Below are 18344 nucleotides of genomic sequence, written 5' to 3' on the forward strand. Positions count from 1 at the left end.
CGGCTTATACCCGGGAGAGTAGCCTACGAGATAATCATCGGGGGGCGCCTCATTATTTAAGCCCTTTGGTTCACGCCAAAGAGCTTTTGTGGTTTATAGGGTTAGATTTTATTTTTGTGTTACCTGTTCATAGGCTTATTTGCCCTTGTTTAAGGATCCTATGCTAGTCCTAAGTCATAAAAAAAGCTCAGATTTCTCTGAGCTTTTTTAAATATCGTTTGTACAATTAGACGTTTACATGTCTTTCTGCATGGTAAGAAGACCTTACTAATGGACCAGATTCAACGTATTTCAATCCTCTCTTAAGACCTTCTTCTCTGTAATGATCAAATAAGTCCGGATGAATGAATTCGGCAACCTCTATGTGCATTTTGGTCGGTTGAAGGTATTGTCCAAGTGTAAGAATGTCACAACCGTTAGAAGCTAAATCATCCATAGCTTTATAGACTTCTTCTTTTGTTTCCCCTAAACCTAGCATAATACCAGTCTTGGTTCTTTTTCCATATTCTTTAGTCAATTTGATTTGTTCTAAAGAACGGTCATATTTCGCCTGTGGTCTTACTCTTCTATAGAGTGAACCAACAGTTTCCATATTATGTGATACTACTTCCTGGCCACCGCTAATCATTCTATACAATGCATCCCAATTTGATTTCACATCAGGGATTAAGGTTTCGATTGTCGTTTCCGGGGAAAGTTCCTTGGTTTTAACAACTGTTTGGTACCAGATTTCAGCACCTTTATCCTTTAATTCATCTCTGTTGACTGAAGTAAGTACTGCATGCTTTACTCCCATCAATTGGATAGCTTCAGCTACTCTTCTAGGTTCGTCTTCATCATATTCTGGTGGACGTCCTGTAGCTACTGCACAAAATGAACATGATCTAGTACATACATTCCCAAGTATCATAAAAGTCGCTGTACCAGCACCCCAACATTCACCCATATTTGGGCAGTTTCCACTTTCGCATATGGTATGGAGTTTATGTTGATCTACTAGTTTTCTGACTTTTGCGTATTCTTTTCCGACAGGAAGCTTCACTCTTAACCAGTCTGGTTTCTTTCTTCGAGTAGCTTCTTCTGATATTACCGGCAATTCAATCATATCGATGTAATTTGAAGGCAAAATTAAGGTTTAATGAATCAAAACCCAATCTTCCTTACTTCCTGAATCCATAATAGAAGGTAAAATAAGCGGATTGGAAGAGCTGTTTATTTTCAGCAGTTGGAATTAGGGGGATTTCTTTGGAATAACCCTCGATCATATATCCTAGTTCCAGACCAGTGACATTACTTTTGAATACCCCAAATTCGAAATTCATTGCAGCTTTTAAATTAGCTCCTACGGCTAATTGTGATTGACCAATACCTTCAAATAATCTGCCTGTACCCAAGATGTTATATCTGACACCGTGAATCTCGGGGTCATATTGCTCTCTGACTGACTCAAGGCGATTGATTGCATATTCAATATAATATGGAGCTATCAATCCAATTGAAGGTCCTACTGCAGCTAGAGCGGAAACTTGAACCCCTTGGTTTGGGGCTTTCTTGAAGAGAATCACTTCGCGGCCGTATTGAGGTCTTATAGCATAGAGGTAATTTGATTTTCCAAATATGTAACTGTTTCCCAAAACAGTATTATATCTTACTTCTTTTGGGTTTTTTACATTGGAAAGCTCAACTGCAAAAAAAGAAAATTGATCATCAGTTATTCGAGTTCCTACTTTGAATACAAATCCTCCAATTAACCCGCCATTTGTATTCTTATTTAAACCAAAGAGAAACTCCTTGTCATATTCGTAATTACCTGCATCCTCTCTCTGGGCATAAGCCGTTGATGCGATCATCGCAAAACAAGCTAAAAAGAAAATTTTAAAACTGTTCATTGGCTTTGAGTCGAAAATATTGACCTATTTTTGAATACAAGTATTTAACTGAAAATTAAAAGTAAGAGTTTATGCCCACGATAAAAAGTTCGTATTTAGGAAATTTAAGAACCACATCATCTCATATTCAATCAGGTAAGACTATTATATCGGATGCACCTGTAGATAATAATGGAAAAGGAGAGGCTTTTTCTCCAACAGATTTAGTGGCCTCGGCACTTGGATCTTGTATGGTGACTATTATGGGAATTGTAGCTGAAAGAAATAATATTTCCTTGGAAGGTCTTGATTGGGAAGTGACCAAAATTATGGCATCGAATCCTCGGAAAATTGGAGAAATTGTAATTGATTTTCATTGGGAGGATCCTGTTTCAGACCCCGCTATGATTCAGAAATTGAAAAATGCAGCTAGAACATGTCCGGTGGCTTTAAGTTTGGATCCTTCGGTCAAGCAAACTATTAATTTTAATTTTTGATTGATACAGTAACATCATAAATCTTTAAACCCAAATATACATGTGTTACTTATTTGAAAACTTTAGAGATTGGAAGTCCTACTGTGAGAAAAAAAATATCACTCTGGATAAATCCGTTATTGAATATGAATGTGAACAGAAGGGAGCCAATGAAGAAGATATTCTCAACGGACTTTTGAAGGCCTACTCTGTGATGAAGGATGCTGTGAAGACTGGATTGGAGCAGGATATGAAATCTCATAGTGGTATGATTGATAACGGTGCTAAGAAAATTTACAACCACTCCTTAACCGTTTTGTCTCCAGAATTTCAAAAGTTAATTTCCAGAGCTTTAGCAGCCAAAGAGGTGAATAGTTGCATGGGCAGAGTTGTCGCTGCTCCAACTGCTGGAGCCTCAGGGATTCTCCCTGGGACGATGGTCACTCTTCAAGAAATTCATGAGTTATCTGATGAAGAAATTGTCAAAGGCTTATTAGTAGGTGCGGGTATAGCATTGATTATTGAACAAAAAGCAAGTTTGGCTGGAGCTGTTGGTGGTTGTCAAGCAGAAACTGGTTCTGCGGCCGCAATGGCTTCAGGCGCCATAGTTTATTGCTTAGGAGGGGATATAGATCAAGTTTTCAATGCAGTCGCAATAACGATTCAATGTATGCTAGGATTAGTTTGCGATCCTGTCGCTGGATTGGTTGAAGTGCCATGCGTAGTTCGAAATGCTAGTGCCGCAAGTATAGCTTTTAGTTCCGCTCAAATTGCTTTGGCTAGTGTGAATGCAGTGATCCCGGTAGATGAATGCGTAGAAGCAATGGGTGAGATTGGGGCTTCTATGGAAAGCAAATATAAAGAAACAGCAATGGGAGGATTAGCAGCAACTCTTACTGGGCAAGAAATTTCTAAAAGGGTTTTGATCCAGGATATTGAGATTTTACCAGATGAGAAATCACCCGAGTAAATTCTGAAATAAAGGAATAGAAAGTATTTGGTCTATAGTAAGGCTAAAAAAAGTGGCCCAAAGGGTAGAAGACCAAAGCATATGGAAATAGATTCTTCTCTTTTTCGTACCAAAAGAAACCAATATTAATGTTCCTCCAATAGGAGTAAGTACCAATGGGGTAATCAGGGCAATTCCGATTTCCCCATATTTTTTCCAAAGTTTTACCACTGTTCTATTCTTCTTTGAAAAAATCGGCTTTTTCTTCGAAAATCTTAACTGAAGAAATTCTTTAAACTTTTTACCAAGGAGTGTAAATACAAATACGCTTGACATAGTTCCTGCCACTGTAATCAATATTGTTTCGAAAACAGAATAGCCCGCCGCAGATCCCAAAAGGGGTCCAGCGATAAATTTGAAATAGGTTAGAAAGTAAATTCCAAGAAAGGTGATCAGAGAGTCGCTCATAATAGGAAAAACAAATAAGCAGAATAACCCACTAGTAATACCACTCCTTCAAACCTAGAAATTTGCATTTTTGTTCTCATCAGAGGAAATAAAACTAGGGTAAATCCGATCATCCAAATAAAGTCACTTTGGATAAATTCTTGAGAAACAGTGATGGGTTGGATGATTGCCGTCAATCCAATGATTGATAGAATGTTCATGATATTGCTTCCAAGTATATTCCCCAAAGCCATATCTGTTTCTTTAGCCAAAGCAGCCATAATGGAGGTGATTAATTCGGGTAAGCTCGTTCCTATTGCAATAATGGTGACTCCAATTATTCGCTCGGAAACCCCAAACTCTCTGGAGATTAAAACGGCATTTTCAACAAGGAGATTTGAACCAAAATAAAGACCGACAATTCCACCGATAAATAAGCCAATTGCAGTAGCCCACCCATAGCCTTTTACATTTTCAATTTCTACTTCAGCTTCATGTCCAGCTTCTTTATTTACTCCACCTTTTACACTTTTAAATAAATATAGATTGAAAATGATGAAGAGGACAAAAAGTAAGATACCTTCCCATAGTTGAATAAACCCATTGTAACTCAATCCAAAAAAGAGGACAGTTACCAGAATGGTGATTAAGTAGTCAAACCTCAAATGGGTCCTTTTGATCATGATGGGATAAAAGACACCGCTAAATCCTAAAACGAGGCCAATATTAGCAATATTGGAACCAATAACGTTTCCAATAGAAATGTCGCTATTCCCTTTTAGTGCCGCACTTACGCTTACCAATAATTCAGGAGCGGAGGTTCCAAACGCGACAATAGTAAGTCCAATAAGTCCACTACTCATTCCTAATTTTAAGGCTATAGCTGAAGCTCCGTCGACTAGGATTTTACCTCCGAATAATAAAATTACAAGCCCGATTGCTAGTAATAAATAAGCCGTCATAAATTATAATTTAGTACCAAATGCCAAATCACCTGCATCCCCCAAACCAGGAACGATATAATACAAGTCATTAAGCTTTTCGTCTAGGACGCCAGTCCATATTTTGAAAGGTGATTTTAGATTTGATTCAATATGCTGAATCCCTTCAGGAGCTGCAAAGGCAGCAACAATATGAATGAATTTAGGGATGCCATGCTCTTTGAGTTTTTCTATAGTAGAAAGAATTGACTTTCCAGAGGCCAACATGGGGTCTGCGATAATGATCGTTTTTCCCTCGAGGGAAGGGCTTGCAGAATATCCTAGATTGATGGTTAGATCTTCTCCTTCATTTTCCTGTCGAAAGGCTCCGATAAATCCATTTTCAGCCTGATCAAAAAAATTGAGAAACCCCTGATAAAAAGGAAGGGAAGCTCTCAAGACTGAAATTAAGACTGGCTGTTCACTTGGGATTAAACTTTTTGCCACTCCAAGAGGGGTGTTTATTTCTTTGGGCTCATAAGTAAGAGCTTTCGAAACCTCATAGGCCATGACTTCTCCTAGCCTCGTTAAATTCATCCGAAATCTCAAGCGATCTTTTTGGATCACAGGATCTCTCATTTCTGCAATGAATTGATTTGCAATAGAAGGCTGATCAGAAAGTATGAACATGAAGCAAATTTAACAGAAAACCCGACGATTCTTGTCGGGTTTAATCTTTTAAAATCTGAATACCTGCTATTTTACTTCAAAGCTTGTTCTTCTTGCCATTTGCCTTGCATCAGATGATGACTTGTCAACGCTTGTGTCTTCACCATATCCTATAAAAGAAAGTCTCGAAGAATCAATTCCTGATTCAATCAAAACATCGTAAACAGCTTTTGCTCTTTTTTTAGATAATTTGATGTTATAATCTTCAGAGCCTAATTCATCAGCGTAACCCTTCACCTCTAATTGAACTCCGGGATTCTTTTTTAGAAAATTGGATACAAATTGTATTGAGGAAACTGAGTAATCCAAGGGCTTGGAAGAATCAAATGCAAAGTAAACGTTCAGATAATTTTCATTGATTGCTTTTCTGAAGTAATCAACTTGTTCAGTGATTTCTTCTACTGGACATCCATTTGTAGAAGCAGGACCAGGAAGGAATGGGCAATTATCCATATGATCAGGAGTTCCATCACCGTCAGAGTCAAGAGTCATACCTGCTGAGTTTACTCTAGCACCAGCTGGAGTGTTAGGTTCTTTGTCAAGGTAATCAGGAACACCGTCGCCATCTGAATCTTTCAACATGTCTTTGATTCCATTGATTTGAGATGCGAGTTCTTCCTTTGTGGCATACTTCTCAGATGCTAGATACCAGTCAGCATGTTGGTCTTTTGATCCAAGGTAAAAGTTTAGACCCAAAGTACCTGTCCACCAATTGCCCATAGCATGAACCATTGGGTTTTCGTACGGGTTGTCGGGTTGCTTGTCAGCATTGTAGTAATTACCGTCGAAAGTGTATGTTTGTCTACCATTAGTGATCATTGAGATATCTCCAACTAAGGCTACCTTTTCAGAAAGTCTATATTGGCCAGTTAATCCAGAGATGATGTTGTAATGATAATCAGGAGAAGTATTAAGAATGGTTTTTTCAAAACTCATTCTGCCAAAACCAGCTCCAAGATGTCCAAGAAATCCTAGTTTTTTGGAGAATGATTCAAAATTTAACATTCTTCCAAAATTGACCACACCCTGGATATCCATCCTGATGTATTTGGTAGTGAATTCAGGACTTTTATTTTTCGTTTCTGAGAAGCTCCCAAATCCCAAGTCTCCTTTCACACCGAAATATTCATTGATCATGTACCTTAAACCAAAATCGGCATGTCCAATGTTCAGAGATGGAGAATAGAAATCTGGCGATAATGGAGCCATAGCCTTGTTGAACCCCGCATTTGCTTCAATAGACCATTGGTTATAATCTTTTTGGGCATAAGAAACCTGAGTAACCCCGAATAGGGATAGGATAATAAATAGTTTTCTCATTGTAATTGACTTGATTGTATAAGGATGATGCAACAAATGTATATAAACGGGAAATATATTTTAGAATTGGGCAAAAAAAAACCTGGTCTGAATGACCAGGTTTTTAAAACGTATTTAAACGTCAATTATTTCACTTCGAAACTAGCTCTTCTTGCCATTTGTCTTGCATCTGCAGAAGACTTGTCAACGCTAGTATCTTCACCGTAACCTTTGTAAGAAAGTCTAGAAGCGTCGATACCTGAAGCGATCAAAAGATCATAAACAGCTTTTGCTCTTCTTTCAGAAAGCTTCATGTTGTAATCTTCAGGACCTAATTCGTCAGCATATCCTTTGATTTCTACACTTACACCTGGATTTTTCTGCATGAAGTTAGCTACGTAAGAAGCAGCGCTAGAAGAATAACCTAGTGGCTTAGCAGAATCAAATGCATAGTATACGTTCACATAACCATCATTGATCGCTTTCTTGAAATAGTCAAGTTGCTCAACAACCTCTTCAACTGGGCATCCATTTGTAGAAGCAGGACCAGGAAGGAATGGGCAATTATCCATATGATCAGGAGTTCCATCACCGTCAGAGTCAAGAGTCATACCTGCTGAGTTTACTCTAGCACCAGCTGGAGTGTTAGGTTCTTTGTCAAGGTAATCAGGAACACCGTCGCCATCAGAATCCTTCAACATATCTTTGATTCCGTTGATTTGAGATGCCAATTCTTCTTTAGTAGCATACTTGTCAGCAGCGATGTACCAGTCAGCATGCTCTTCCTTAGATCCAAGGTAGAATTGCAAACCAAGAGTACCAGTCCACCAAGTACCATTAGTACCATAGAAACCGTTTGTTAAATCTGGATTCAACATTTCAGAACCATCCCAAGTAACAGTCTGACGACCGTTCAATACAGTAGAGATATCACCGACGATCGCTACACTGTTAGAGATTTTGAACTGAGGAGTGAAACCGAAGATGAAAGTATAAACTTGGTCATCGAAATCACTGATCGCATTCATTTGAGGTTTAACAGTACCGATACCAGCACCACCATGAACCAATAGTCCAAATGATCTTGTGAATGATTCAAAATTGAATACGCGGCCCATGTTAGCTACTCCTTGAAGATCAAGTCGGCTATAGTTTGTGTCGAATTCAAGGCTTTCTGAATCAGCACCTCTTGCTTCATGCATAGAGCCAAATCCATAATCTAATTTCAAACCAAACTTCTCATTGAACATATAGCGAACTCCGAAGTCCACATGTCCCAAATTTAGAGAAGGTGATAGGAATGATCCGTTTAATGGAGCCATTGGTTTGTTAAAGCCTCCATTGACTTCTAAGGACCATTTGTCGAAGTCCTGAGCATTGGCTCCAATAGCCAAGGCTCCTGCCATAAGTGTTGAGAGTATTAGTTTTTTCATAACAAAAAATTTTTGTTCAAATTTTAAGTGTTTGATTGATGTGACTACAAATTTATAAACTTTTAATTTACTGCAAATCTAGACGAAATATTTAAATGCCAATTTTTCATTTAAACATTCGCCTACTTTTTTTCAATTAACGATAAAATATTCACATAATTGATGCCAAAATGAAATTATTACGTGATTTATTAGTTCAGTTCGGGGTTTCCGGTGATGAAGGGCCTACAACAAAATTTATCCTTCAATATATAGACAAACAAAAAAAGAATTGGGATTTTCAGCCAGAAATTTTTGCTGGTGATGAATTTCATGACTGTATATTGTTGAAGTTTGGCACACCAACAACAGCTGTGTTTGCACATATCGACACCATTGGCTTTATGTCACGATATGAGAATCAGTTGGTTGCAGTGGGTGGCCCGGAGATTCAAGAAGGTACTTTATTGGAAGGTCAAGATAGTCTCGGTCAAATTTCCTGCAGGATTTTGGGAGATGAGGAAAACTTAAGGCATGACTTTGCTCGGACAATCGAGAGGGGAACAAGATTGGCCTTTGCTCAGAATGTGAGAATTGATGATGAATTTATTCAGGCAGCATATCTTGACAATAGGTTGGGAGTTTACACTGCACTAAAAGTGTGTGAAGAATTGGAACATGGATGGGTAGTGTTTTCCACATATGAAGAGCATGGCGGTGGAAGTATGCCCTTTTTGTTGTCATTTATCCAACAAACGCACCCCATTAAGAATGCCTTGATATCAGATATTACTTGGATTACAGATGGAGTCTTTCCCAATGAAGGTGTGGTTATTTCAATAAGAGATAAATTTATTCCCAGAAAGAAATTCATCGACAAAGTGATAAGCCTCGCCCGAGATAGCGGTATTCCGTATCAGTTGGAAGTTGAGGCCTATGGAGGTAGTGATGGAAGAGAGGTTCAATTTTCTCCGTACGCGATAGACTGGGTTTTTGTTGGCGCGGCCGAAGAAAATGTTCACACCCCAGATGAAAAAGTAGCACTGGCAGATTTGGAGGCAATGATTCAAATGCATCGATATTTAATGAAACATTTATAATATGGTGGTTACACTTAAGGATAAATCTTTTGAGGTCTATTTGAAAGAGACAGAAATAAGAAATAGATTAAAGGAAATTGGAACACAAATATCAAGCGATTTCAAAGACGAGGATCTGTTGGTTATAGGAGTTCTTAATGGTTCATTTATTGTGATGGCTGATCTTTGTCGGGAAATAAAGGGTGTCTCGATTCAAACCAACTTTTTAAAAATATCTTCTTATTCCGGTACTCAGAGTACAGGAATTGTCAAAGAAGTAATAGGATTACCGGATGATCTTCAAAATAAAAACATACTAATAGTTGAAGATATAGTAGACACTGGAGTTAGTATGAATTATTTGCTCCATCGATTGGAAAATGAAAATCCCAAGTCGATTTCTATTGCTACATTACTATTCAAACCGGAAGCTTTTCGCTTTAAATATCAACTTCATTATGTGGGTTTTGAAATTCCCAATAAATTTGTCGTAGGATATGGACTGGATTACGATGGTTTGGGGAGAGAGCTCCCAGAAATCTACCAATTAAAGTGATCTATAATTTAAAATAATCAGGATGCATAACATAGTACTATTTGGCCCTCCAGGTGCTGGAAAAGGCACTCAAAGTGAAAAATTGATTCAGAAATATGGTTTGACACATTTGTCTACTGGTGATTTGTTTAGAAAACACCTGGGTGAAGGAACAGAACTCGGGAACCTAGCAAAGAAGTATATGAATGAAGGACGATTGGTTCCTGATGAGGTTGTAATTGGGATGGTTGAAGAGAAAATTGAGTCTACTAAAGATGCGGTAGGGTTTATTTTTGATGGATTTCCTAGAACTACTGCTCAAGCTGAGGCGCTTGATGCCATGTTGGAAAAGCATGGGATGGAGATTTCTGGAATGATCGCTTTAGATGTTGAGGAAGATATTCTCAGAGAAAGGATCAAAGAAAGAGGGAAAACCTCAGGTAGAGTGGATGATCAAGATGACGAGAAAATCAATACAAGGATCAAAGTCTATCTAGATGAAACTCTACCTGTGGCAGGTTATTATGAGAAACAAGGTAAATTTCGAAAAATCAATGGAGTAGGTGAGATTGACTTTATCTTTGATTCTATTAGTAAGGTGATTGATAGCTACTGATTTGACATAATTTGCTAATTTTGCAAACTCAATTTGGCTAGGCTTTTTGCTTAGCCTTTTTTATTAATAACATATCTATGGCAGATTCCAATTTCATTGATTACGTAAAGTTCTGTTCTAGATCTGGTGCTGGAGGTGCTGGTTCTCTTCATTTCAGAAGAGAAAAGCATGTGCCCAAAGGTGGTCCAGATGGAGGAGATGGTGGTCGAGGCGGGCATATCATATTAAGAGGAAATGCCCAGCATTGGACATTGCTTCACTTGAAGTATAAAAAACATGTCATTGCTGAAGCTGGTAAAGGAGGCGAAGGAGGAAGAAGGACTGGTGCCGATGGGAAAGACATTATTCTTGATGTTCCTCTAGGGACTGTGGCTAAGGATGCTGAAACAGGAGAAAAAAGATTCGAAATTACCGAGGATGGTCAAGAGGTAATTTTAACCAAAGGTGGAAGAGGAGGATTAGGAAATCATCACTTTAAATCTGCTACCAATCAAGCTCCTCATTTTGCTCAACCTGGAGAAGAGGGGATCGAAGAATGGATCATTCTCGAATTGAAGTTATTGGCGGATGTAGGTCTTGTAGGATTCCCTAATGCGGGAAAATCTACTCTTTTGTCTTCCATTTCAGCTGCAAAACCGGAAATTGGAGATTATCCTTTTACTACATTGGTTCCAAATCTGGGAGTAGTTGGCTATCGAGATGATAAATCTTTCGTTATGGCGGATATCCCGGGAATTATAGAAGGAGCAGCTGAGGGGAAAGGTCTTGGTATTCGTTTCTTGAGACATATTGAGCGAAATTCCATCTTGTTGTTTTTGATTCCTGCGGATGCTGAAAGCATTGCGGAACAATACAAGATTTTGTTGGGGGAATTGGAAAAATATAATCCAGAACTTTTGGATAAAAAGAGGTTGCTAGCAATTTCAAAATCAGACATGCTTGATGATGAATTAATGGCAGAGATGACACAGGAATTGCCTAAAGGAATTCCTTCTATTTTTATTTCTGCAGTAGCCCAAAAGAACCTTGATAAGTTAAAGGATATGATTTGGCAGGCTATTCAGGAAGGGTGAGGTGTCAGTTTGTCAGTTTCTGATCACTGGCAACAATATTGTTGAGAAAGGAAAAGCCAGCTATTGAAAATATTATTATGAAAAATAAGGAAGAAGAAGTGAACGAAAACCTACAGGAAGTAGCAGATCAAACTGTAGATCAAGATATCAATTCAGGAGAAAATGCTACTGAGCAAACAGAACAAAATCCAATGGCAAAGTTGGAGGCGGATGTTGCCGAAATGAAGGATAAATATTTGAGGCTGTATTCTGATTTTGAAAATTTCAGAAAAAGAAATGCTAAGGAGCGTTTAGATCTTATCAAAACAGCTTCTGAAGGTGTTCTTGGAGACCTGATTCCTGTGGTTGATGATTTTGAAAGAGCTATCAAGGCAAACGAGAAGGAGGAGGATGCTCAAAAAATCAGAGAAGGGAATCTGTTGATTTTTCACAAATTCATGAAAGTTTTAGAGAATAAAGGATTAACACCGATGAAGGATTTGATCGGTCAACCTTTTGATGCGGATACACAGGAGGCCATTACTCAAATCCCGGCCCCAACTGAAGAAATGAAAGGAAAAGTAATTGATGTGGTAGAGAAAGGATACACTTTAGGAGATAAGGTGGTTCGCTTTGCCAAAGTTGTGACAGGAGCATAATTATGGCAAAAAGAGACTACTACGAGGTATTGGGTGTTAGTAAATCTGCATCTGCTGACGAAATCAAAAAAGCGTACAGAAAGCTAGCAATCCAGTATCACCCAGATAAAAATCCGGACAATCCAGAAGCAGAAGAAAAATTCAAAGAAGCTGCTGAAGCTTATGAGGTTTTAAGTAACCAAGAGAAGCGTCAGAGATATGACCAATTTGGCCATCAAGGTCTTGGTGGTAATGGTGGCTTTGGAGGCGGAGGAATGAATATGGATGACATATTCTCTCAGTTTGGAGATATTTTTGGTGGGGGAGGATTCTCTTCTTTCTTCGGTGGCGGAGGAGGCGGAGGTCGTCGTACCAAAAAAGGCACCAACCTTCGGGTGAAGTTGAAGTTGAATCTTCAAGAAATAGCCAATGGTGTTGAAAAGAAGATCAAAGTTAAACGACATGTAATTGCCGCTGGAGTTACTTTCAAATCATGCTCAACATGTAACGGAAGTGGCCAGATCAAAAAGGTGGTGAATACTATGCTTGGTCAAATGGTTTCGGCAAGTACTTGTGCAGTCTGCGGGGGTAGCGGCCAAATAGTGGATAAAAAACCAGCGGAAGCCGATGCGAAAGGCTTGATCGTAAAAGAGGAAATTATTCCTATCAATATCCCAGGAGGTGTTGCCGAAGGTATGCAGCTAAGCATGTCTGGAAAAGGAAATGAGATCCCTGGTGGTATTCCAGGTGATTTGTTGATCGTGATCGAAGAGATCGAGGATGAAGTGCTTCAAAGGGATGGGAACAATGTTGTTTTTGATCTTTATGTTTCCTTTGTAGATGCAGCTCTAGGTGCTTCTATTGAAGTTCCTACTATTGACGGTAAGGTTAAGATTAAAATCGATCCTGGAACTCAGTCAGGGAAAATGCTAAGACTGAAAGGTAAAGGAATTAAGGATATTAATGGATATTCAAAAGGCGACCAATTAATTATGGTTAATGTTTGGACACCAACCCAATTGTCCAAAGAAGAAAAGCAAACTTTGGAAAATCTGAAAAACTCCGAGAATTTCAAACCAGATCCTGGTAATGGAGATAAATCCTTTTTCGATAAGATGAAAGAATTCTTTTAGAAATGAAAAAGCCAGAAGCAATTCTGGCTTTTTTTATATTTTTAAAACCTTTTCTATGTCGAGTCGTAACCTATCCGTATGCTGAGAAAATTATGTCTGCTTTTCCTAGGTTTGTTTTGTGGGATAGGTGTTAGTCAGGCACAGTTGGTGAAAGAATACAGGGCCCCTGAGAAAGAGGGTTTTGATTTGGTGGTACTCGATTTTTCGAGTTATAAAAGTGCTACTCACCTGAAAAGAGTCCGGTCCATGGAACCGATCTATATCCATGGACATTTAGAGCAAACCAATATTTTACCTTCATTTACACATGAAGTCAAAGAGAATGTTCTTTGGACTAATCTTTCTCACAAAAATGTAGAGTCTGATAATTTAGGTAAAAGCATCACTTCTAAGTTTTTTTCCAGTGGAAAAGACGGATTTGGGCATAGTTGGGATGTAGGCCTGGCTTCCAACTATTTATATCACCTGAATTTTAATCTGGGGGTAGGACAGGCTGATTTTGATTTGTCACAGTTGCCGATTAGCCAGCTGAAAGTCAGAAGTGCCAGTGCAGATGTACATATTTTTTATGGCAGCGAGGATCCGAATCAAGTTCAAATGGACACCTTGTTGGTTACATTGAATATGGGAACGGTAGACGTGGAGTCAGCCAATTTTACGAATGCCCAAAAGATGATTTTTGAAGTGAATTATGGAAATATTCATTTGAATTTTTCCGAAGGAATGTCCAATTCTTCGCAGGTTATTGCAGCTGTGGGAGCGGGAACTCTAAAATTGAAACTACCTTCTGACAATTATCCAGTCAAGATAAAAATGAAAACCACTGCGATGTGTAGGGTTTCAATCCCGAAATATTTACGTTCTTTGGACAAAGAGACCTATGTGACTCGAGGTTACAAAGAAAATGACCCTAAACTTTTGGATTTGATAATTGATGTTGGGGTTGGTTCTCTCAAAGTAGAATAAGTTTTCATTACATGCTTGAAACCCAAAAACTCAATAAATCCTATGGAGCCAACCGGGCATTGACCGATGTGGACCTAAAGGTGAGTAAGGGGGTGATTTTTGGACTTTTAGGCCCTAACGGTGCCGGAAAATCAACTCTCATTCGAATTATCAATCAAATCATAGATGCTGACTCAGGTCAGGTTTTGATAGACGGAAAGCCCTTGGCTCCTGACCATATTAGCCAAATTGGTTATTTGCCTGAAGAGAGAGGACTATATAAAAAAATGAAAGTCTGGGATCAGATGATCTATTTCGCAAGACTTAAAGGGCTCTCCCAACACGAGGCAAAGACCCGAATAAAAAACTGGCTGGATAAAATGGAAATGAGTACCTGGAGGGAAAAAAAGATAGAAGATCTTTCCAAAGGGATGGCTCAAAAAGTCCAGTTTATTTCAACCATTATTCATAATCCGCCACTTTTGATTTTGGATGAACCATTTTCCGGATTTGATCCTGTCAATGCTGAAATCATCAAAGATCAGATTCTTGAGCTCAAAAAACAGGGGACTACGGTGATTCTAAGTACTCACAGAATGGAATCGGTGGAGTTGCTTTGTGATCAGGTGGCTATGATTAATAAGTCTCATAAAATCTTGGATGGGACCATTCGTCAGGTAAAAAATAGCTTTAGACCAGAGGTTTTTCATGTGACAGTTGAGAATCCGGTAAAAGAAATCCCTGCCGAATGGACAGCGAAAGAAGATGAAGGCGCTTATCATTTTACTTTGCCACTTAGCGGAAAGCATCCCAACGAATTATTGGAAGAGTTGATGGACTATGGGCAGATTAGCAGATTCCAAGAAGTAATCCCAAGCATGGAAGAAATTTTTATCCACCAAGTAAAATCCACACACGATGAATAAGATTTGGTTGGTAATGCAGCGGGAATATTTGGCAAGAGTAAAGAAAAAATCTTTCCTTTTGGCCACTTTGTTGACTCCTTTGATCTTTCCGGCGATCATGGCAATTTTTGTTTGGATTGCCATGGAGGAAAAGGATAATCAATCCTTGAGAATCATTGAAGTAGTTGATGAAAATAAGCTCTTTTTCTTGGAGAGTTCCGATCAATATGCTTTTTCATTCTCAGATAGAAGTGATGAAGAAGCAAAGGATTTGGTGAAAAATGGCGATCGATATGGCTTTCTCCATATCCCTAAGTTTGATCTGGAAAATCCCAAGGGAATTACATTTTTCGGGGAAGAGAACCCAAATATGAATTTGATGTCCTATTTGGAGTCAAGTCTGAAAAAGAAAATTGAAGATCAACGCTTGTATGAGTCAGGAATTGACCCTCAATTGATATCTGATATTCGGACAAAAGTGGACATCAAATCCATAACCGTCAATGAACAAGGTGAGGAAAAGGTATCAAATGCCACTGTTAATTATGCCATAGGTTTTGTTGCAGGCATTTTGATTTACATGTTCATATTCATCTATGGCAATCAAATCATGCAAGGAGTCATCGAAGAGAAATCCAGTAGGATTGTCGAAATTTTGGTTTCTTCTCTCAAACCATTTCAATTGATGATGGGAAAAATTGTTGGGATTGCAGGTGTTGGATTGACCCAGTTGCTGATTTGGATTGTTTTGGTGGGAGGATTGACCACTTTGGTGACGGGTTATCTCGGAATGCAGATGCCTCAGCAACAAGCAATGGAGATGGCTCAAGTCGGAATGGAGCAAATTCCAGATAGTGGAGTTTCTGAAATCCTTCAAGTGATCAATGGTATCGACTTTGTGACTTTGGTGCTGTGTTTTGTTTTCTATTTCTTGGGAGGTTATTTGCTGTACGGGGCTCTTTTCGCTGGGATTGGTTCTGCCGTGGATGCTCCTTCAGATGCACAGCAATTTATGTTGCCTGTAACTATCCCTTTGATAGTTTCCTATATGGGGCTATTTGTTTTTGTACTGCAAGACCCAAATAGTACTGCATCATTCTGGCTTTCAGTGGTACCTTTGACCTCGCCAATTGCAATGATGGGAAGAGTGAGTTTTGGAGTTCCTTTTTGGGAACTGGCCCTTTCAATGATATTGTTGATCTTAGGTTTTCTTGGAACCACTTGGTTGGCAGGAAAAATATATAGAATCGGAATTCTGATGCATGGAACCAAGCCTTCCTATAAGACGCTTTGGAAGTGGATTAAAACAAATAATTAATTCTAGAAAAAAGGGGATAGATTTAAAAATCGAGAATCAAGAAACGAGATTTTTGTACTCAATGCTTGATAACCAAAAAAAGTCCCGACCGGCACTGGTCGGGACTTTTTGATGTTTTTCCTTTCTGTCATTATCTCAAGTAAGCAGAAAGCATCCAAACAACCTTTTCTTTAGCGGTGATATAATCACTCATTAAAGAGGCTGTACCTTCGTCGCTAGAGTCACCTGCCGCTTCTAGTACATTTCTCTCTAATTCTAATAGTGTAGTAATGTTGTCTCTAACGATTTCAACCATTTTCACTGGTTCGGTAACCTTTTTGGCTTCTTTGATGGATGCTGTCTCAATATATTCCTGATAGGAAGAATAAGGTCTAGCTCCTAAAGTCAAAATCCTTTCGGCCAATTCATCTATTGATGCATTTGCTTCATTATAAAGTTCTTCAAATTTAGCATGAAGTTCAAAGAAATTCGGTCCGGATACATTCCAGTGGAAATTTCTGAGATTTTGATAGTAAACTTGGTAGTTTGCAAGCAGCCTATTTAGTTTTTCAACCAAAACAATGCTGTCTTTTACTTCTAAACCGATGTCGTTCGTTTTCATATTACTTATTTGTTTTTGTCTTATTTTTAATACCATAAATTTACGGCAAACAGGCCTCAAAAGCCAACTGATAATATCTATCACCGAGATATACTATCTATGACTTTGGTCAGTTAATAGCCTTAAGGGCAATTCCGCAATTCATGAAAAACCGATTTCAGGATCTTACTTCCATTGATTTTTACCAAAACCGAAAGCAGGTTAAGTGGCTATTAGTTTTGGTGTCACTACTTATAGGTGCCGGCTCTATCTGGTATACCAATAGCCTAGTGGAGGAATTGAGAGAAAGGGAAAGAAGGCAAATTGAGTTGCTCTCCAGTGCTTTGGAGTATGCAGCATCCACTGCGGAAAACCTCACGTTCATCAATCAAGAAATTATCCAGCAGAATTATTCTATTCCTATTATCATGGTGGACCCGAATGGAAATCCATTTGAGTATAGGAATATCATTTTTAAAAAGAATGCAACAGCTCAGGACTCAGCGAAGACCTTGGAAGTAGAATTGATCGAAATGAAGGAGGAGTATGAACCAATTCTTTTGGAAGAGGCAGATATTCATGTTTATTATCGGAATTCGGAGCTCTTATTGAACTTGAAGTATTACCCTTATATCCAGTTGGCGGTAATATTGATTTTTGGAGCCTTGGCATACGCGCTTTTTAACCAAAGTAAAATAGCTGAGCAAAATCGAGTATGGGCTGGACTTACGAAGGAAACTGCTCATCAATTAGGGACTCCGATCGCCTCTTTGATGGCTTGGATTGATTACTTGCGAAATTCACCTGTTTGGGAAGAGAATAAGGAAATCATCACCGAGATGGATAAGGATGTGGTGAAGTTGCGGATGGTGACGGAGCGATTCAGTAGTATTGGGAGCAAGCCGGTGATCCAAGCAGAGAACTTGTATCAAATCATTGAAGAAACTATAAGCTACCTAAGACCAAGGATTTCTACGAAAGTCGAATTGATCATCAAAGCTGATTCTCAGGATCTCGATGCCATGATGAATAAGCCCCTTTTTGAATGGGTCGTGGAAAATATCTGTAAGAATGCAGTGGATGCCATGAAGGGCAAGGGTAAAATCACATTAGAATTGCTTCAGGATAGTGACAAATTCGTGATTATAGATATCACGGATACTGGGAAAGGAATGGAGAAAAAGATGTATCGACGAGTATTTAATCCCGGTTTTTCAACCAAACAACGAGGGTGGGGCTTGGGGCTTACCTTAGCAAAGCGAATTATAGAAAGCTATCATGGAGGGAAGATTTATGTAAAAAGCTCTGAGGTTGGAGTGGGTACAACTTTTAGAATCATTCTCCATAGTACCCGTGAAGGGGCGGAGCAATTCGTGACTGAAGGAATCTTAGAATACTAATGGATTGACGAAATACGAATTTGGAAATAGGAGGTATTGACGA

20 protein-coding genes are annotated in these 18344 nt (G+C 38.8%); 12 read left to right on the forward strand and 8 right to left on the reverse strand.

From position 1 onward, the window contains the following. Positions 1-226: 226 nt before the first annotated feature. A complete protein-coding gene (lipA, locus tag O0V13_RS14350) occupies positions 227-1105 on the reverse strand; it encodes a lipoyl synthase (RefSeq protein WP_268035657.1) in 879 nt (292 codons plus the stop codon). Between the two features lie 55 nt (positions 1106-1160). Then, positions 1161-1889, reverse strand: coding sequence for a hypothetical protein (locus O0V13_RS14355; protein ID WP_268035658.1), 729 nt, complete (start codon positions 1887-1889; stop codon positions 1161-1163). A gap of 71 nt (positions 1890-1960) precedes the next feature. On the opposite strand from O0V13_RS14355, the gene O0V13_RS14360 reads away from it, so the two are divergent. After that, positions 1961-2365 (forward strand): OsmC family protein, encoded by a 405-nt coding sequence (locus tag O0V13_RS14360; RefSeq protein WP_268035659.1) that lies wholly within the window; start codon positions 1961-1963, stop codon positions 2363-2365. 40 nt (positions 2366-2405) lie between these two features. Next, the gene (sdaAA, locus tag O0V13_RS14365; RefSeq protein WP_268035660.1) at positions 2406-3314 is read left to right on the forward strand and encodes an L-serine ammonia-lyase, iron-sulfur-dependent, subunit alpha; all 909 of its coding nucleotides are present in this window, start codon (positions 2406-2408) and stop codon (positions 3312-3314) included. On the opposite strand, the gene O0V13_RS14370 is transcribed toward sdaAA, so the two are convergent. The 5 genes from O0V13_RS14370 to O0V13_RS14390 form a co-directional block, all read right to left on the reverse strand. After that, a complete protein-coding gene (locus tag O0V13_RS14370; protein ID WP_268035661.1) occupies positions 3303-3761 on the reverse strand; it encodes a hypothetical protein in 459 nt (152 codons plus the stop codon). The genes sdaAA and O0V13_RS14370 overlap by 12 nt on opposite strands. Beyond that, the gene (locus tag O0V13_RS14375; RefSeq protein ID WP_268035662.1) at positions 3758-4702 is read right to left on the reverse strand and encodes a calcium/sodium antiporter; all 945 of its coding nucleotides are present in this window, start codon (positions 4700-4702) and stop codon (positions 3758-3760) included. Before O0V13_RS14375 ends, O0V13_RS14370 begins: the two co-directional genes overlap by 4 nt. Before the next feature lie 3 nt (positions 4703-4705). Continuing rightward, positions 4706-5350: a uracil phosphoribosyltransferase gene (gene upp / locus O0V13_RS14380; protein ID WP_268035663.1), complete on the reverse strand. Its 645-nt coding sequence runs from the start codon at positions 5348-5350 to the stop codon at positions 4706-4708. 66 nt (positions 5351-5416) lie between these two features. After that, positions 5417-6709 (reverse strand): OmpA family protein, encoded by a 1293-nt coding sequence (locus O0V13_RS14385; protein WP_268035664.1) that lies wholly within the window; start codon positions 6707-6709, stop codon positions 5417-5419. 125 nt (positions 6710-6834) lie between these two features. Beyond that, complete coding sequence (locus O0V13_RS14390) at positions 6835-8121, reverse strand: OmpA family protein (RefSeq protein WP_268035665.1); 1287 nt, start codon at positions 8119-8121, stop codon at positions 6835-6837. Positions 8122-8291: 170 nt separating this feature from the next. On the opposite strand from O0V13_RS14390, the gene O0V13_RS14395 reads away from it, so the two are divergent. From O0V13_RS14395 to O0V13_RS14435, 9 genes are all read left to right on the forward strand, one after another. Beyond that, entirely contained in the window at positions 8292-9200 is a 909-nt protein-coding gene (locus O0V13_RS14395) for a M20/M25/M40 family metallo-hydrolase (RefSeq protein WP_268035666.1), read from the forward strand. Between the two features lies 1 nt (position 9201). Next, entirely contained in the window at positions 9202-9735 is a 534-nt protein-coding gene (gene hpt, locus O0V13_RS14400; RefSeq protein ID WP_326492732.1) for a hypoxanthine phosphoribosyltransferase, read from the forward strand. A 22-nt stretch (positions 9736-9757) separates the two neighbouring features. Continuing rightward, positions 9758-10330 (forward strand): adenylate kinase, encoded by a 573-nt coding sequence (locus O0V13_RS14405; RefSeq protein WP_268035667.1) that lies wholly within the window; start codon positions 9758-9760, stop codon positions 10328-10330. A 77-nt stretch (positions 10331-10407) separates the two neighbouring features. Then, positions 10408-11403 (forward strand): GTPase ObgE, encoded by a 996-nt coding sequence (obgE, locus tag O0V13_RS14410; RefSeq protein ID WP_268035668.1) that lies wholly within the window; start codon positions 10408-10410, stop codon positions 11401-11403. A 77-nt stretch (positions 11404-11480) separates the two neighbouring features. After that, on the forward strand, positions 11481-12041 hold the full coding sequence (locus O0V13_RS14415; protein WP_268035669.1) for a nucleotide exchange factor GrpE: 561 nt from the start codon (positions 11481-11483) through the stop codon (positions 12039-12041). A gap of 2 nt (positions 12042-12043) precedes the next feature. Then, positions 12044-13153: a molecular chaperone DnaJ gene (dnaJ, locus tag O0V13_RS14420; RefSeq protein ID WP_268035670.1), complete on the forward strand. Its 1110-nt coding sequence runs from the start codon at positions 12044-12046 to the stop codon at positions 13151-13153. 78 nt (positions 13154-13231) lie between these two features. Continuing rightward, positions 13232-14119, forward strand: a complete 888-nt coding sequence (locus tag O0V13_RS14425; protein ID WP_268035671.1) for a hypothetical protein — start codon at positions 13232-13234, stop codon at positions 14117-14119. 11 nt (positions 14120-14130) lie between these two features. Continuing rightward, a complete protein-coding gene (locus O0V13_RS14430; protein ID WP_268035672.1) occupies positions 14131-15024 on the forward strand; it encodes an ABC transporter ATP-binding protein in 894 nt (297 codons plus the stop codon). Then, positions 15017-16321 (forward strand): ABC transporter permease, encoded by a 1305-nt coding sequence (locus O0V13_RS14435; protein ID WP_268035673.1) that lies wholly within the window; start codon positions 15017-15019, stop codon positions 16319-16321. The genes O0V13_RS14430 and O0V13_RS14435 overlap by 8 nt, the downstream gene beginning before the upstream one ends. A gap of 130 nt (positions 16322-16451) precedes the next feature. Here the strand turns inward: O0V13_RS14435 and O0V13_RS14440 are convergent, their stop codons facing one another. Continuing rightward, complete coding sequence (locus tag O0V13_RS14440; protein WP_268035674.1) at positions 16452-16922, reverse strand: Dps family protein; 471 nt, start codon at positions 16920-16922, stop codon at positions 16452-16454. A gap of 143 nt (positions 16923-17065) precedes the next feature. Between O0V13_RS14440 and O0V13_RS14445 the strand changes: the two genes are divergently transcribed. After that, positions 17066-18301, forward strand: a complete 1236-nt coding sequence (locus O0V13_RS14445; RefSeq protein WP_268035675.1) for a sensor histidine kinase — start codon at positions 17066-17068, stop codon at positions 18299-18301. Positions 18302-18344 lie beyond the last annotated feature (43 nt).

This window comes from Algoriphagus sp. PAP.12 (genome assembly GCF_026652115.1).
In the GTDB taxonomy this organism is placed as follows: domain Bacteria; phylum Bacteroidota; class Bacteroidia; order Cytophagales; family Cyclobacteriaceae; genus Algoriphagus.

What these genes read in the sequence shown, in the direction of transcription:
- O0V13_RS14395 (WP_268035666.1), top strand. Translation starts at nt 8,292, where the DNA reads ATGAAATTATTACGTGATTTATTAGTTCAGTTCGGGGTTTCCGGTGAT.
- dnaJ (WP_268035670.1), top strand. Translation starts at nt 12,044, where the DNA reads ATGGCAAAAAGAGACTACTACGAGGTATTGGGTGTTAGTAAATCTGCA.
- hpt (WP_326492732.1), top strand. Translation starts at nt 9,202, where the DNA reads ATGGTGGTTACACTTAAGGATAAATCTTTTGAGGTCTATTTGAAAGAG.
- O0V13_RS14385 (WP_268035664.1), bottom strand. Translation starts at nt 6,709, where the DNA reads ATGAGAAAACTATTTATTATCCTATCCCTATTCGGGGTTACTCAGGTT.
- obgE (WP_268035668.1), top strand. Translation starts at nt 10,408, where the DNA reads ATGGCAGATTCCAATTTCATTGATTACGTAAAGTTCTGTTCTAGATCT.
- lipA (WP_268035657.1), bottom strand. Translation starts at nt 1,105, where the DNA reads ATGATTGAATTGCCGGTAATATCAGAAGAAGCTACTCGAAGAAAGAAA.
- O0V13_RS14445 (WP_268035675.1), top strand. Translation starts at nt 17,066, where the DNA reads ATGAAAAACCGATTTCAGGATCTTACTTCCATTGATTTTTACCAAAAC.
- O0V13_RS14430 (WP_268035672.1), top strand. Translation starts at nt 14,131, where the DNA reads ATGCTTGAAACCCAAAAACTCAATAAATCCTATGGAGCCAACCGGGCA.
- upp (WP_268035663.1), bottom strand. Translation starts at nt 5,350, where the DNA reads ATGTTCATACTTTCTGATCAGCCTTCTATTGCAAATCAATTCATTGCA.
- O0V13_RS14425 (WP_268035671.1), top strand. Translation starts at nt 13,232, where the DNA reads ATGCTGAGAAAATTATGTCTGCTTTTCCTAGGTTTGTTTTGTGGGATA.
- O0V13_RS14435 (WP_268035673.1), top strand. Translation starts at nt 15,017, where the DNA reads ATGAATAAGATTTGGTTGGTAATGCAGCGGGAATATTTGGCAAGAGTA.
- O0V13_RS14375 (WP_268035662.1), bottom strand. Translation starts at nt 4,702, where the DNA reads ATGACGGCTTATTTATTACTAGCAATCGGGCTTGTAATTTTATTATTC.
- O0V13_RS14355 (WP_268035658.1), bottom strand. Translation starts at nt 1,889, where the DNA reads ATGAACAGTTTTAAAATTTTCTTTTTAGCTTGTTTTGCGATGATCGCA.
- O0V13_RS14415 (WP_268035669.1), top strand. Translation starts at nt 11,481, where the DNA reads ATGAAAAATAAGGAAGAAGAAGTGAACGAAAACCTACAGGAAGTAGCA.
- O0V13_RS14405 (WP_268035667.1), top strand. Translation starts at nt 9,758, where the DNA reads ATGCATAACATAGTACTATTTGGCCCTCCAGGTGCTGGAAAAGGCACT.
- O0V13_RS14440 (WP_268035674.1), bottom strand. Translation starts at nt 16,922, where the DNA reads ATGAAAACGAACGACATCGGTTTAGAAGTAAAAGACAGCATTGTTTTG.
- O0V13_RS14370 (WP_268035661.1), bottom strand. Translation starts at nt 3,761, where the DNA reads ATGAGCGACTCTCTGATCACCTTTCTTGGAATTTACTTTCTAACCTAT.
- O0V13_RS14390 (WP_268035665.1), bottom strand. Translation starts at nt 8,121, where the DNA reads ATGAAAAAACTAATACTCTCAACACTTATGGCAGGAGCCTTGGCTATT.
- O0V13_RS14360 (WP_268035659.1), top strand. Translation starts at nt 1,961, where the DNA reads ATGCCCACGATAAAAAGTTCGTATTTAGGAAATTTAAGAACCACATCA.
- sdaAA (WP_268035660.1), top strand. Translation starts at nt 2,406, where the DNA reads ATGTGTTACTTATTTGAAAACTTTAGAGATTGGAAGTCCTACTGTGAG.